Source organism: Pontibacterium sp. (genome assembly GCF_041587635.1).
In the GTDB taxonomy this organism is placed as follows: domain Bacteria; phylum Pseudomonadota; class Gammaproteobacteria; order Pseudomonadales; family Balneatricaceae; genus Pontibacterium.
Window position 1 is genome coordinate 1 of sequence record NZ_JBFGYC010000048.1, and the last position, 13,982, is coordinate 13,982.

15 protein-coding genes are annotated in these 13,982 nt (G+C 52.4%); 13 read left to right on the plus strand and 2 right to left on the minus strand.

From position 1 onward, the window contains the following. The 4 genes from ABYW01_RS04500 to rfbD all read left to right on the plus strand — a co-directional run. On the plus strand, positions 1-569 hold a 569-nt coding region (locus tag ABYW01_RS04500; RefSeq protein ID WP_372831323.1), incomplete at its 5' end, for a molybdopterin oxidoreductase family protein. After that, positions 570-1,427: a formate dehydrogenase accessory sulfurtransferase FdhD gene (fdhD, locus tag ABYW01_RS04505; RefSeq protein ID WP_372831324.1), complete on the plus strand. Its 858-nt coding sequence runs from the start codon at positions 570-572 to the stop codon at positions 1,425-1,427. It abuts the gene before it with no gap. Between the two features lie 16 nt (positions 1,428-1,443). Continuing rightward, positions 1,444-1,659, plus strand: a complete 216-nt coding sequence (locus ABYW01_RS04510) for a formate dehydrogenase subunit delta (protein WP_372831325.1) — start codon at positions 1,444-1,446, stop codon at positions 1,657-1,659. A 151-nt stretch (positions 1,660-1,810) separates the two neighbouring features. Next, the gene (rfbD, locus tag ABYW01_RS04515; protein ID WP_372831326.1) at positions 1,811-2,740 is read left to right on the plus strand and encodes a dTDP-4-dehydrorhamnose reductase; all 930 of its coding nucleotides are present in this window, start codon (positions 1,811-1,813) and stop codon (positions 2,738-2,740) included. A gap of 16 nt (positions 2,741-2,756) precedes the next feature. Here the strand turns inward: rfbD and ABYW01_RS04520 are convergent, their stop codons facing one another. Continuing rightward, positions 2,757-3,143, minus strand: coding sequence for a SirB2 family protein (locus ABYW01_RS04520; protein ID WP_372831327.1), 387 nt, complete (start codon positions 3,141-3,143; stop codon positions 2,757-2,759). Positions 3,144-3,266: 123 nt separating this feature from the next. On the opposite strand from ABYW01_RS04520, the gene moaA reads away from it, so the two are divergent. The 9 genes from moaA to fusA all read left to right on the plus strand — a co-directional run bounded on the left by moaA (position 3,267) and on the right by fusA (position 12,963). Further along, positions 3,267-4,277, plus strand: a complete 1,011-nt coding sequence (gene moaA, locus ABYW01_RS04525) for a GTP 3',8-cyclase MoaA (protein ID WP_193952528.1) — start codon at positions 3,267-3,269, stop codon at positions 4,275-4,277. A 119-nt stretch (positions 4,278-4,396) separates the two neighbouring features. Further along, a complete protein-coding gene (gene moaB / locus ABYW01_RS04530) occupies positions 4,397-4,936 on the plus strand; it encodes a molybdenum cofactor biosynthesis protein B (protein ID WP_193952529.1) in 540 nt (179 codons plus the stop codon). A 42-nt stretch (positions 4,937-4,978) separates the two neighbouring features. Then, positions 4,979-6,196, plus strand: coding sequence for a gephyrin-like molybdotransferase Glp (gene glp, locus ABYW01_RS04535; RefSeq protein WP_372831328.1), 1,218 nt, complete (start codon positions 4,979-4,981; stop codon positions 6,194-6,196). 125 nt (positions 6,197-6,321) lie between these two features. Next, entirely contained in the window at positions 6,322-7,452 is a 1,131-nt protein-coding gene (locus ABYW01_RS04540) for a 1-acyl-sn-glycerol-3-phosphate acyltransferase (RefSeq protein WP_372831329.1), read from the plus strand. Next, positions 7,449-7,931 carry a cyclic pyranopterin monophosphate synthase MoaC gene (gene moaC / locus ABYW01_RS04545; RefSeq protein ID WP_193952532.1) on the plus strand — a complete coding sequence of 161 codons (483 nt, stop codon included), beginning with the start codon at positions 7,449-7,451 and terminating at the stop codon, positions 7,929-7,931. The genes ABYW01_RS04540 and moaC overlap by 4 nt, the downstream gene beginning before the upstream one ends. Next, a complete protein-coding gene (gene moaD, locus ABYW01_RS04550) occupies positions 7,931-8,185 on the plus strand; it encodes a molybdopterin converting factor subunit 1 (protein WP_372831330.1) in 255 nt (84 codons plus the stop codon). Before moaC ends, moaD begins: the two co-directional genes overlap by 1 nt. A gap of 3 nt (positions 8,186-8,188) precedes the next feature. Further along, the gene (locus ABYW01_RS04555) at positions 8,189-8,926 is read left to right on the plus strand and encodes a lysophospholipid acyltransferase family protein (RefSeq protein WP_372831331.1); all 738 of its coding nucleotides are present in this window, start codon (positions 8,189-8,191) and stop codon (positions 8,924-8,926) included. 408 nt (positions 8,927-9,334) lie between these two features. Then, complete coding sequence (locus ABYW01_RS04560; RefSeq protein WP_372831332.1) at positions 9,335-10,633, plus strand: NCS2 family permease; 1,299 nt, start codon at positions 9,335-9,337, stop codon at positions 10,631-10,633. Between the two features lie 245 nt (positions 10,634-10,878). Further along, a complete protein-coding gene (gene fusA, locus ABYW01_RS04565) occupies positions 10,879-12,963 on the plus strand; it encodes an elongation factor G (RefSeq protein WP_372831333.1) in 2,085 nt (694 codons plus the stop codon). 147 nt (positions 12,964-13,110) lie between these two features. Here fusA and ABYW01_RS04570 read toward each other — a convergent pair. Further along, the coding region (locus ABYW01_RS04570) for a beta-ketoacyl synthase N-terminal-like domain-containing protein (protein ID WP_372831334.1) at positions 13,111-13,982 on the minus strand (872 nt) is incomplete at its 5' end.

Below are 13,982 nucleotides of genomic sequence, written 5' to 3' on the forward strand. Positions count from 1 at the left end.
ATGAGGCCGCACCGGATGGTACGCCGACGATGCATCTGGAGAGTTTCCCGATTGGTAAGGCACACTTTGCCATTACCGAATATGTGGCGACGGAAGAACGCTCTAGCCGCCGCTTCCCGCTGTTGCTGACAACGGGGCGTATTCTGTCCCAATACAATGTCGGTGCTCAGACCCGTCGTACCGATAATCAGGTGTGGCATGATGAAGATGTGCTGGAACTGCATCCGCACGATGCCGAGGAGCGTGGTGTGAACGACGGTGACTGGTTGGGTGTTGCCAGCCGTGCCGGTGAAACGGTGATGCGCGCGCGTATCAGCGATCGTATGCAGCCAGGTGTGGTATATACGACCTTCCATCATCCCGGCAGTGGTGCCAATGTTGTCACAACCGATAATTCGGATTGGGCGACCAACTGCCCTGAATACAAAGTGACCGCGGTGCAGGTGGTTAAAGTGAATCAGCCATCGGAGTGGCAGGAGCGTTATCGCAACTTTGATGAACAGCAGCAGGCATTACTAGCCACGGCACGCGCCGAGGGGCGTGGTCGTAAGTCCCGCAGCAGGGCATAGATGATGGCAGCCCGACCTATACAGCACGCTGAGCCGGAGCAATCGTCCACCGAACAGGATCGCTGTTATGTATCCGTCTCGGTGGAGCGTTTCCAGCAAGATGGCAATACACAGGCAGATGATCTGATCGCGCAGGAGGTGCCGGTTGCGTTGATCTATAACGGCATCTCCCATGTGGTGATGATGGCGTCCCCCAGTGACCTGGAAGACTTTGCGGTGGGCTTTAGCCTGAGTGAAGGAATTATCGAACAGGTTGCTGAGGTCTACGATATCGTTGTTCAGTATGATCCGGAAAATCTGCTGGCCGGTGTGGAAGTAAACCTGACCATTGCTGCGCAACGTCAGATGGAGCTGAAGAAACGGCGACGTAATCTGACTGGGCGCACGGGGTGTGGTCTGTGTGGGGCTGAGTCTCTGCAAGAGGTGATGCGTCCGGTGGGCCATGTCGACGCGCAACCGTTGGTTGAGGGTCAGGCTGTTGAAGCGGCTGTTGCCGCGTTGGCAAAACACCAGCCTTTGCAGGCGATGACCGGCGCGTTTCACGGTGCGGCATGGTGTGACGGGCAGGGCAATATTCTGCAGTTGCGGGAAGATATCGGTCGCCATAACGCGCTGGATAAGCTGCTGGGGTATTTGCGCCGCAGTGAGGTCGAGTTGAATACGGGCTTTGTTCTGGTATCCAGCCGGGCCAGTTACGAAATGGTTTATAAAAGCAGCCGTTGTGGTGTTGCAACGCTGGTGGCCGTATCAGCGCCCACCGCACTGGCTCTAAAAATGGCGCAGGAGGCGGGGTTAAACTTAATTGGGTTTGCCCGTCCCGGCCGTCACGTGGTCTATCACCGCGCTACTGAAGAATAAAGAGGAATACCGAACGATGGGGAGTCATCAACTAGCCAGCCTGATCCGGATGGCCAATCAGATCGCCGAGAACAATCGTCATGTGGGTGATGATGCCGCAGTTGCTAAAGTGGTTTCAGGTCACCTGAGCCGTTTCTGGGCACGGTCCATGAAACAGCAGATACAGGCGTATTTGCAGGCCGGAGGTGAAGAATTGAACCCGGCAGCACGGGTTGCCATTGCACAACTTTAACCAGGTGTGCTGGTTGTATTTTCGCCAGTGCACAACGCTTTTGCTTTACAGCAAAGGATAAAACTCTATTATCGAAAGAATTAGCAGATTTATTCAGTGGTCTGACGCCACAGTATGTATGTTGTTCTGAAGGATAGGTTTTACGCCGAATATGACGTTCGAAGATTACACACAGCCTGTAAAAATTCTGGTGACAGGCGCCACCGGACAGGTCGGTTCTGCCATTGTGCAGGGGGCTGACGATGAGCCTTTTTTCTCGGTCGTCGGTTTAGGACCGAAGGAACTGGATATCACGTCGCAAGAGCAGATTCGCGAGAAGCTGGATCTGTATCTGCCCGATTACGTCATAAACTGTGCGGGTTTTAACGGTGTTGATGCGGCTCAGCATGAGCATGAGCGTTGTTATGCCGTAAACGCCGAAGGTGTAGAGAAGCTGGCCGCTGCCTGTGGAGATCTCTCTATCCCGGTGGTGCATCTTTCCAGTGATTTTGTTTTCGACGGTCACTACGACAGTGGTTATCGTGAAGACGATGAAGTGTCCCCGCTGGGTGTATATGGCGACAGCAAATGGCAGGGTGAAGAAGCATTGCGCCGTGTTTTGCCGCAACACCTGATTCTGCGTGCCAGCTGGGTATTTAGCGAAAGTGGTAATAACTTTGTGACACGAACGTTGGAGCGCGCGCGTTCGCAGTTGGAAATCAAAGCCGTTAATGATCGTATCGGTAACCCAACCGCCGCTTCTGACCTGGCCCGAGTGGTTCTGGCGATGTTGAAGCAGATACACAATGGCGCTGAAGCCTGGGGGACGTATCACTACTGTGGTGCGGAAGTGACGAACCGCTACAGTTTCTGCAAAGAAATTATTTCTCTGGCGATGGGATATGAAGAGTTGGCGATGGAAAAACTGACGTCAGTCAGCGCCAGCCATTACCCTAAAGAAGCGCAGCGCCCCAGCTCTTCTGTGCTGGAGTGTAAAAAACTGCTCAATACCTTTGGTATCCATCAGCGGCCCTGGCGCAGTGATCTGTCAGAAGTTATCCGCTTTCACTATCAGAGCCGCAAACAGGCACTGCAAGACTGATCCCCGGCGAGATCCGTCAGAGTATCAGCCAGGGTTCAGGGTGGTGAGTCAGTGCCACCGCAACGATATAGCCGGCTGTACAGATGGCGCCCGTTAAGGCCGCAATGCGTATTGCTCGGGTCCGCCCCCGACGCAGCGCGATACTGCCCAACACAATATAGGCCAGCAATCCGAGAACTTTTGCCGTCAGCCAGCTGTCCACAAAAGGATACTGCTGTAGTTTGAAGGCCAGTGTCCCGGCGCTGACCAGCAGAACGGTATCGACGATGTCAGGGCCGATCCGCATCCAGCGTTTACTGAGTAAGCGTGGTTTCTGCATCATGCACCAACCACGAAAGAGGAAAAATGTCAGGCTGAGGATAACCGCCGTGACATGAATATGTTTTATTGCCAGATAGCTCATTTTTGAATATCTAATGGGTATAAGGATATAGCCAAAATTTCCGTGCTAAGATGGGCGTATGTTTTTTATACAGTGTCGTATATTAGATCTATATAAAGCACTGTGCATTGATATTGGTTAGTTATGAACTCTCAATCTGAACAACAAAAACAAGCACTGATTGATGACTTCGGCCGCCGCGTTGATTATGTCCGTTTATCGGTGACCGATCGCTGCGACTTCCGCTGTGTGTATTGCATGAGCGAGAAGATGGAGTTTCTGCCCAAGCAGCAAGTGCTGACGCTCGAAGAGATCTACAACGTTGCAGCATCGTTTTCTGATCTGGGTGTTAAAAAAATCCGACTGACTGGCGGTGAGCCGCTGGTACGCCGTGGCGTGATGGACCTGATTCGCGAGATCGGCAAGTTGCCGGTGGATCTGGTGATTACTACCAACGGTTCCCAGTTGGGGCATATGGCCGGTGATCTGAAAGACGCAGGTGTATCCCGCCTCAATATCAGCCTCGACAGTCTGCAGCGTGATCGTTTTCAGCGTATGACCCGCAGCGACAAACTTGATCAGGTGCTGGCGGGCATTGATGCCGCACGTGAAGCCGGGTTTGAGCGTATCAAACTGAATGCTGTGGTGATGCGCGGTCGTAATGATGACGAAGTGTTGGATCTGGTCGATTTCGCCCGTGATAAGCAGATTGATGTCAGCTTTATCGAAGAGATGCCCCTCGGCGGTATTACGGAGCATGACCGAGCTGAAGCGTATTGTTCCAGTGATGAAGTGCAGCAGATTATCGAGCAACGTTATCCCTTGCTGGCGACCACCGAGCGGACCGCCGGACCGTCTCGTTACTTCCGTATGAACGACAGTGATAGTCGGGTGGGTTTTATCTCACCTCACAGCCACAACTTCTGTAGCGAATGTAACCGTGTGCGGGTGACCGTCGAAGGCCGTCTGTTACTCTGCCTGGGTAATGAGCACTCGGTGGATCTGCGCAAGGTGATGCGTGCTAATCCGGGTGACCGCGCATTGCTGCAGCAGGCGATCATTGATTCCATGCATCTCAAACCTGAACGTCATTGGTTTGATCTGGAAGACGATGAGCCGCAGATTATCCGCTTTATGAATATGACTGGGGGCTGATTAGCGTCAGCCTTTTCCCTCACCGCTGTTGTGATACAGTGGTGCCTTTCTTCGATTTTGCGCACCTGTTATAGGTCTGCGCACGCACTTATTTGCCATAGTTTCAGGAGTTTCCAACAATGGGCCACGCATCCGCCAAGGCTGAGTTTATTCCGCTGAATATCGCTGTTCTGACTGTTTCTGATACCCGTGATGAGGTGACCGATAAATCCGGTCTGACACTGGTTGAATGCCTTCAGGCTGCGGGTCACACACTGGTTGAGAAAAAGATTGTTAAGGACGATGTCTATCAGATGCGTGCGGTGACCTCCCAGTGGATCGCAGACCCTCAGGTACAGGTGATTGTTTCTACCGGCGGTACCGGATTTGCTAATCGTGACTCTACGCCAGAAGCGATGAAACCGCTCTTCGACAAGGAGATTGAAGGGTTTGGTGAGTTGTTCCGTCAAGTTTCTTTCGAAGAGATCGGCACCTCCACTATTCAGTCCCGGGCGATTGGTGGTTTGGCGAATGGCACCGTGATCTTCTGTTTGCCAGGTTCCACCGGTGCTTGCCGTACCGGCTGGGAGAAGGTGATCAAAGATCAGCTGGATAATCGTTTCCGTCCATGCAACTTCGTAGAAATGATCCTGAAACACAGCGCTCAGGGCGCGAACTAAGGCGGCCTTGGGCCGTGTCTTGGTAGGAATAAGGAGAGAGCAATGAGCAGCTGTGATAATCCGGGTCTGATGCCAATCGACGAAGCGTTGTCTCGTCTGCTGGGTAATACGGTGGCGACTACTGATATTGAGACGATTGCCGTCGCCGATGCTGTGGGCCGCGTTTTGGCTGATTCGCCGGTTGCTGCGGTGGATGTACCACCCGCAGACAATAGCAGCATGGACGGTTACGCGGTGAACATTGCCGATCTGCATGCGGAGCAGGAAACTGCCCTCACAGTCAGTGCCCGGATCCCTGCAGGTCAGGCACCGGGTACGCTGCAGTCAGGGACCTGTGCACGGATCTTTACCGGTGCAGAGATTCCTGCGGGGGCCGATGCGGTGGTGATGCAGGAGCAAACACGTATCGAGGGTGAGCGTGTGGTGTTCCCGGCAGGTGTCAAGCCGATGCAAAATATCCGTCCGCAAGGTCAGGATATTAAACAAGGGGCCGCCACGCTGGCCAAAGGGACCCGATTACAGCCCGCTGATCTGGGTGTGTTGGCCTCGACCGGTTTGGCCGAAGTACAGGTCTATCGGCCGTTAAAGGTTGCGTTGCTGTGCACCGGTGATGAGCTGGTGGAACCGGGGCAACCGCTGGCTGCGGGGCAGATCTATAACTCCAATCGTTTCCTGCTGGCCGGATTAGTCGAAAAGCTGGGCATGCAGCTGGTGGATCTGGGGCGGGTGCGTGATACCGCTGAAGATACCGAACGCGCCTTGTGTGCAGCCGCACAGCAGGCGGATGTGATTATCAGCACCGGTGGTGTATCGGTGGGTGAAGAGGATCATGTGAAGGGGGTGGTCGAAAAGCTCGGTCGCCTCGATCTGTGGCGTATCAAAATCAAACCAGGTAAACCGCTGGCATATGGTCAGGTGCACGGGGTTCCGTTCTTTGGTTTACCGGGCAACCCCGCGTCCAGTCTGATTACTTTCTGTCTGTTTGCGCGTCCCTGCCTGCTTAAACAGCAGGGCGCACAGGTTGAAGCACCGCTGATGTTGCAGGTTCCTGCCGGTTTTACTCGCAATCGGGCGATCGTGCGGCAGGAATATCTGCGGGCGCGTTTTGAAAACGGGCGTATCGAGCCGTTTGCAAATCAAAGTTCCGGGATGTTGTCATCGGCCAGCTGGGCCAATGGTCTGGCGGTGATCGCACCGGATATTCAGGTCGCTGAAGGTGATCTTGTCGGCTTTATTCCCTTCTCTGAACTCCTTTCCTGATCTGTGCAGCGGCGGGCGGATTATTGATCCGTGTCGCTGCTGTGTATTCTTACGCTGTAAGTTGCCGCTTAAAACGGTAAAATGGGCGACTTTTTTCAACATCTGGTAATAAAACTGAGGGGCTAATGGCAGAGCAGCAGGATCCGTTTCGCGAGATTCGTCCATATAAGGATCAGGAAGTAGCTGAGGTGCTCAACCGACTGCTGTATAACGACGAACTGATCTCGGCAATTACTGGTTATCAGTTTCCGAACGCCTCGAAGTATCTCGGCTGGTTGTTAAAACCTGTTGTCAGGATTGCCCTGGCGCGTGAGATGGGTGATGTGAATAATGTCCGTGACTTCCAGGTGTTGGTGGCGAAGTACATGGAGAAAATGGTTGCCCGCAGCACGACCAAACTCAGCTGCTCGGGCATCGATCAGTTGGATCCGGATGAGTCCTATCTGTTTATCTCCAATCACCGCGATATCGCTATGGATCCGGCGTTTGTTAACTGGGTGCGTTTCCAGTACGGCATGGATACGCTGCGTATCGCAATTGGTGACAACCTGCTGCGCAAGCCCTATGTCTCTGATCTGATGCGCCTGAATAAGAGCTTTATTGTCAATCGCTCTGCGACCGCACCGCGTGAAGTGATGAAAGCCCTGACTCAGTTATCGACCTATATCGATCACAGCATTGTGCACGATGGTCAGTCCATCTGGATCGCGCAACAGGAAGGCCGTGCAAAAGACGGTAACGACCAGACTGATCCAACCATCCTGAAGATGTTCTATATGTCTCACCGCAAAGCGAAGCGTAGCTTCAGTGAGGCGATGGGGCGGTTGAACATTGTGCCGGTTTCCATCTCATATGAGTATGATCCTTGCGATGCCCTGAAAGCGAATGAACTGTATGCGCTGCAACAGGATGGCGAGTACGAAAAAGGGCAGTTTGAAGATATTGAAAGTATCGTCAAAGGCATCACCGGTAACAAAGGACGTGTACATGTGGCCTTTGGTGAAGTGGTGCGGGGCGATTTTGAAACGCCGGAAGCGATGGCCGAAGAGATTGATCGCCAGATCCGCGGAAACTACCACCTGCATAGCTCTAACCTGATCGCTGCTGGATGTGGTGATGAAACCAGTGCTGAAGAGCAGGCTGAATTTAATGCTAGGCTGGAATCTGTCGCACCGGGTGCACGCGAAATTTTGCGTGAAATGTATGCGAACCCCGTGATGAACCAGCGAAAGGCTAAGGCCCAGGAGAACTCATGAGCCGTCTGACCCATCTGGATGAACAGGGCAACGCCAATATGGTGGATGTGTCCGAAAAAGCAGTGACCACTCGCGAAGCAACCGCGTGTGCAGAAGTATTGATGACACCGGAAACCTTGCAGCTGATCACCGAAGGTGGCCATAAAAAAGGTGATGTGCTGGCCGTGGCACGTATTGCAGGTATTCAGGCTGCGAAACGTACCAGTGACCTGATTCCGTTGTGCCATCCGCTGATGCTGAGCAAAGTGACTGTCGATCTCGAACCGAACGCTGAGCGTAATAGTGTAGAAATTAGTGCCACCTGCAAACTGGCTGGCCAGACCGGTGTGGAGATGGAAGCGCTGACGGCGGCGTCGGTCGCTGCACTGACGATCTACGATATGTGTAAAGCGGTTGATAAAGGCATGGTGATCAGTGAAGTGAAGCTGCTGGAGAAAAAAGGCGGTAAGAGCGGTCATTGGCAGGCAGGAGATAAATAATGATTACTCTGGTGTACTTCGCCAGCTTTCGCGAAAAGCTGGAGCAGGACCGCGAACAGATGGATCTGCCTGCGGCGGTATTAAATGTAGCGGATCTGATTGGGCATATTGTCAGTGATCGTGATGTTGTATGGCAGGAGACGTTGCAGGCAGCCAATGTGCTGGTGGCGGTTAATCAGGAGATGGTGGAGGAAGATCACCCGGTCGCTGATGGTGATGAGGTGGCGTTTTTTCCGCCGGTAACAGGAGGTTAAGGAATGGCTCAGAAAGACTCCCCGTTGCTCTATGTGCGGGCGGTAATCTATTACATCGGCTTTTATCTGGTCACGATCGTGTATTCCTCGATGTGTCTGTTGATTGCACCGATGATGCCGTTTCGTGCGCGTTTTAAGCTGATCACCGGTATCAACTTTTTCTATATGTTCTGGTTGCGGGTCTGCTGCGGTTTAAAAGTCGATATTCAGGGCGCAGAGAAATTGCCCAAAGATAGCAGTTACGTCGTAGTATCGAACCATTCCAGCGAATGGGAGACGTTGTTCTTCCAAACGATGGTGCGTCCGCAGAGTGCGGTGCTCAAGCAGGAATTGTTGAAGATTCCTTTCTTTGGCTGGGCCCTAGGTTTGTTGAAGCCGATTGCGCTGGATCGCAGTAAGCGTCGTGGTGCGCTGAAGCAGTTGCTGAAACAAGGAAAAGAACGCCTGGAGGAGGACATTCCTGTGCTGATCTTTCCGCAAGGTACGCGTGTGCCGGTGGGAAAAACAGGTAAGTTTAATAAAGGTGGTGCGATGCTGGCGGCGAGTGCCGGTGTACCCATTGTTCCTATCGTACATGATGCGGGCATCTTCTGGCCGGGGAAAAGTTTTGTGAAATATCCCGGTACAGTGACGGTCAAAGTGGGGCCAGTTGTGGATACCCATGAACGTACTGTCGACGAAGTGCACGAAGACTCTGCGGGCTGGTTGCTGGAAGAGATGAAACGGATGAAAGTCGCCTGATCAGGTTAATTTCATCACGCGGTGATTCGGCAGGTTGGGCATAGCGCCCAGCCTGCTTTCTTGCAGGATTATCCTGCGTTGAGCAGGCGCCGTACCCTTCAACGATCTCTTGCAGACCCTGCTTGTGCGCCATCATTCCTTTGCGATTCAGTCCCTGCTCTGCTGTTCATGTGGAAATACCCGCCAGTCTTTCAGCCGCTCCTGTACGCTTATATATACCTGATCAATCTAGTGCTGCCTTCCTCTGTCTATGGATTGGGTGGAAAGGCTGCAACCGTCGGCCGTTGGTTTGTAAGGTGTCAGTTAAGACGAAGGCTTAATTGACATAAATTCGTGTCCTTAAATCTGAAGCCTGATAATCTTGCCGCCTTAATGATCCATGTGAGTCTCAAGAACGGTGAAGGCTGAATGAATGCACTGAATCAATATTTCAAGATCTCCGAACGTGGCAGTGATATCAAAACCGAAATCCGGGCGGGTATTACCACGTTTTTGACCATGTCCTACATCCTGTTTGTGAATCCTCAGATCCTGAGTCTGGCGGGGATGCCTGCAAATGATGTGGCCATTGCAACCGCGCTGGCGGCGGCGGTCGCAACGTTTATTATGGGGGTGTTTGCGAACTATCCTTTTGCGTTGGCTCCGGGGATGGGGTTGAACGCATACTTCACCTTTGGTGTGGTGAAAGGGATGGGGGTCGACTGGCAGATCGCGTTGGTCGCGGTGTTCATTGAAGGCCTGCTCTTTATGGCGCTGGCGATGACAGGGGTGCGTACCAAGCTGATTAACGCGATCCCGCACTGTATTAAGATCGCCACGATGACCGGTATTGGTCTGTTTCTGGCGATTATCGGTTTTCAGGGCGCTAAGTTGACGGTTGATCATCCGGCGACACTGGTGACCTTAGGTGACCTTCACGATCCGGCGGTGCTGCTGGCGCTGGCGGGGATTGTATTAACGGCTGCGCTGGTGGTAAAGCAAGTTAAAGGTGCGATTCTGATTGGTATCGTCAGCCTGACGCTGATTGCCTGGTTCTCCGGGCTGTCACCGATGCCCGAGTCGATCGTAGCCATGCCGAGCCTGCCTGAAGAAACCTTTATGGCGCTGGACTTCAGTCAAATCTTCAATGCGACGCTGATCACCGTAGTCATCGCCTTTCTGTTTGTCGATATATTCGATACGGCAGGGACCTTGCTGGGTGTGGGCCGTCTGGGTGGATTCCTGAACAAAAAAGGTGAACTGCCGGGTGCGGATAAGGCGTTTATGGCGGACGCTACCGGTACCACTGCGGGGTCATTGTTGGGTACCAGTACGGTCACGACGTATATCGAATCGGCGACAGGTATTGAAGAGGGTGGGCGTACAGGTCTGACCGCTGTGGTGGTGGCAGCGCTGTTCCTGCTGGCTCTGTTCTTTACACCCCTGTTTGTGGCTGTGCCTGCACTGGCGACCGCTCCGGCGCTGATTGTGGTGGGTGCGATGATGATGTCAGCGGCAAAAGAGATGGATTGGAACAAGCTGGAAGATGGTGTGCCGGCCTTCCTGACTATAATCGCTATGCCGTTCACCTATTCTATTGCGCACGGCATTACGCTGGGGGTGATCTCTTACGTGCTGATTCACGCCCTTACAGGTAAGGTTAGGGATATCCATCCAGTGATGGTGATTCTGGCGGTTGCACTAATCGCGTATCATACCTTTATCTGAGTTATGCTGTGTCGATACGGGAGCCAAAGGCTTCCGCTTCAGGTGTTGTGGTCGCGATCTTAGCGTATCACTGGGCTTCATTAGTCCACCTGAATAAAAATGACTCTGAATGAATATCCTTAAATGACAAGAACTTAACCTGTTCGTGTTTAAAATTCGGCTTTTTCGCGGCGAATGGCTCCACTTATGGGGTGATTTCCTGTATCCTTTCGCGCAATATACGCCCCCAAATATCGAGAGATGAAATGGCAGATTTATCCCATTACCGTAATATTGGTATTTTCGCCCACGTTGACGCGGGTAAAACGACCACAACCGAACGTATCCTGAAACTGACCGGTAAAATCCATAAGACCGGTGAGGTTCACGATGGTGAATCAACTACCGACTTCATGGAGCAGGAAGCTGAGCGTGGTATTACCATTCAGTCTGCTGCGACGACTTGTTACTGGAAAGATCACCGTTTCAACATCATCGATACTCCGGGGCACGTAGACTTCACTGTTGAAGTATACCGTTCCCTGAAAGTACTGGATGGTGGTGTTGGTGTATTCTGTGGTTCCGGCGGTGTTGAGCCTCAGTCTGAGACTAACTGGCGTTACGCGAACGAATCCGAAGTAGCTCGTATCATCTTCGTCAACAAGCTGGACCGCATGGGTGCAGACTTCCTGCGTGTTGTTGATCAGGTTGAGAATGTGCTGGGCGCTAATCCGCTGGTTATGACACTGCCAATCGGCATCGAAGAGAACTTCGTTGGCCTGGTTGATCTGTTGTCTCGTCAGGCGTTCGTATGGGATGATTCTGGTCTGCCAGAAAACTTCGAAATCGTAGATATCCCTGCGGACATGGTTGATGACGTAGAGATGTACCGTGAGAAGATGATTGAAACTGCTGTTGAGCAGGACGATGATCTGATGATGGCTTACATGGATGGTGAAGAGCCGTCCATTGAAGACATCAAGCGTTGCATCCGTAAGGGTACTATCGCACTGGACTTCTTCCCGACTTACTGTGGTTCTGCATTTAAGAACAAAGGTGTTCAGCTGGTGCTGGATGCGGTTGTTGATTACCTGCCAAGTCCGACTGAAGTTGAAGCGCAGCCTCTGACTGACGAAGCTGGTGAGCCAACGGGTGAAGTTGCGACTGTCTCTACTGATGAGCCTTTCCGTGCGCTGGCCTTTAAGATCATGGATGACCGTTTCGGCGCCCTGACATTTATCCGTATTTACTCTGGTGTGCTGAACAAGGGTGATACCATCCTGAACTCCTTCACCGGTAAAACTGAGCGTATCGGCCGTATGGTTGAGATGCACGCTGATGAGCGTACCGAGCTGAGCACTGCTCAGGCGGGCGACATCCTGGCTGTTGTTGGTATGAAGAACGTTCAGACTGGTCATACTCTGTGTGATCCGAAGAACGAATGTACTCTGGAGCCAATGATCTTCCCTGAGCCGGTAATCTCTATCGCAGTATCGCCTAAAGATAAGGCATCTACTGAGAAGATGGGTGTTGCGATCGGTAAGATGGTTGCAGAAGATCCAACGTTTGTTGTTGAGACTGACGAAGATTCCGGTGAAACCATCCTGAAAGGTATGGGTGAGCTGCACCTGGATATCAAAGTAGACATCCTGAAGCGTACTTACGGCGTTGAGCTGGAAGTAGGTCAGCCGCAGGTTGCTTACCGTGAGACTATCACTCAGCCAATCGATGATAGCTACACGCACAAGAAACAGTCTGGTGGTTCTGGTCAGTTCGGTAAGGTTGATTACCGTATCAAACCAGGTGAGCCGGGTACTGGCTTCAAATTCTCCTCTACTGTTGTTGGTGGTAACGTTCCTAAGGAATTCTTCCCAGCTGTAGAGAAAGGCTTCAAAGGCATGATGGATGAAGGTCCATTGGCTGGCTTCCCTGTGCTGGACGTTGAGATTGAACTGTACGATGGTGGTTTCCACGCAGTTGACTCCTCTGCTGTAGCATTTGAGATCGCAGCAAAAGGTGCGTTCCGTCAGTCTATGCCTAAAGCGGGTCCACAGCTGATCGAGCCTATCATGAAGGTTGACGTGTTCACTCCGGACGATCACGTTGGTGATGTTATCGGTGACCTGAACCGTCGTCGCGGCATGATCAAGGATCAGGAAGCGGGTACTACTGGTGTTCGTATCAAGGCAGACGTTCCTCTGTCCGAGATGTTTGGTTACATCGGTCACCTGCGTACTATCACTTCTGGTCGTGGTCAGTTCTCCATGGAGTTCTCTCACTACATGCCTTGCCCGAACTCAGTTGCTGAAACTGTAATCGCGGAAGAGAAAGCGCGTAAAGCTGCCAAGTAATTTGGTATAAGCTGCGCTGCTAAGAAACCCCGGTGATGTAAATCATCGGGGTTTTATTTTGCCTGTAAAAAGTGAGTGGTTTGTTTGAGGCTAAATTGCAGGCATAAAAAAACCGCCATAGGGCGGTTTTTTTGGTTTTCGTGTCGCTTAGCTCTGCAGTTTTTCGAATACCAGAGTAGCGTTGGTGCCGCCGAAGCCGAAGCTGTTAGACATTACGCGGTTTAGCGTCACGTTGTCTTCGCGCTTGGTTACGATTGGCAGGCCTTCAGCTGCTGGGTCGATTTCGCTGATATTAGCGGAAGCGCAGATGAAGTCGTTCTCTTGCATCAGCAGGCAGTAAACCGCTTCCTGTACGCCAGCTGCTCCAAGAGAGTGGCCAGACAGGGATTTAGTTGAGCTGACTTTTGGCATGTCGTCGCCGAAGGTTTCTTTCATTGCCTTCAGTTCCTGCATGTCGCCTGCTGGTGTAGATGTGCCGTGTGCGTTGATGTAATCAACCGGACCATCGACTGTTGCCATTGCTTGCTTCATGCAGCGAACAGCGCCTTCGCCGGATGGTGCGACCATGTCGTAACCATCAGACGTTGCACCGTAGCCTACCAGTTCAGCATAGATTTTAGCACCGCGTGCTTTGGCGTGTTCCAGCTCTTCGATAACCAGTACGCCAGCACCGCCTGCAATAACGAAACCGTCGCGGTTTGCGTCGTATGCGCGGGAAGCTTTTTCTGGTGTTTCGTTGTATTTGCTGGACAGTGCGCCCATAGCGTCAAACATTGCTGTCTGTGCCCAGTGCAGTTCTTCGCCGCCGCCGGCGAATACTACGTCCTGTTTGCCCAGCTGAATCTGTTCCATAGCATTGCCGATGCAGTGTGCGCTGGTTGCGCATGCAGAGGTGATGGAGTAGTTCACGCCTTTGATCTTGAATGGTGTTGCCAGACAAGCGGAAACAGTGGAGCCCATGGTGCGGGTTACGCGGTAAGGCCCAACGCGCTTAACGCCCTTCTCGCGGGTGATGTCTG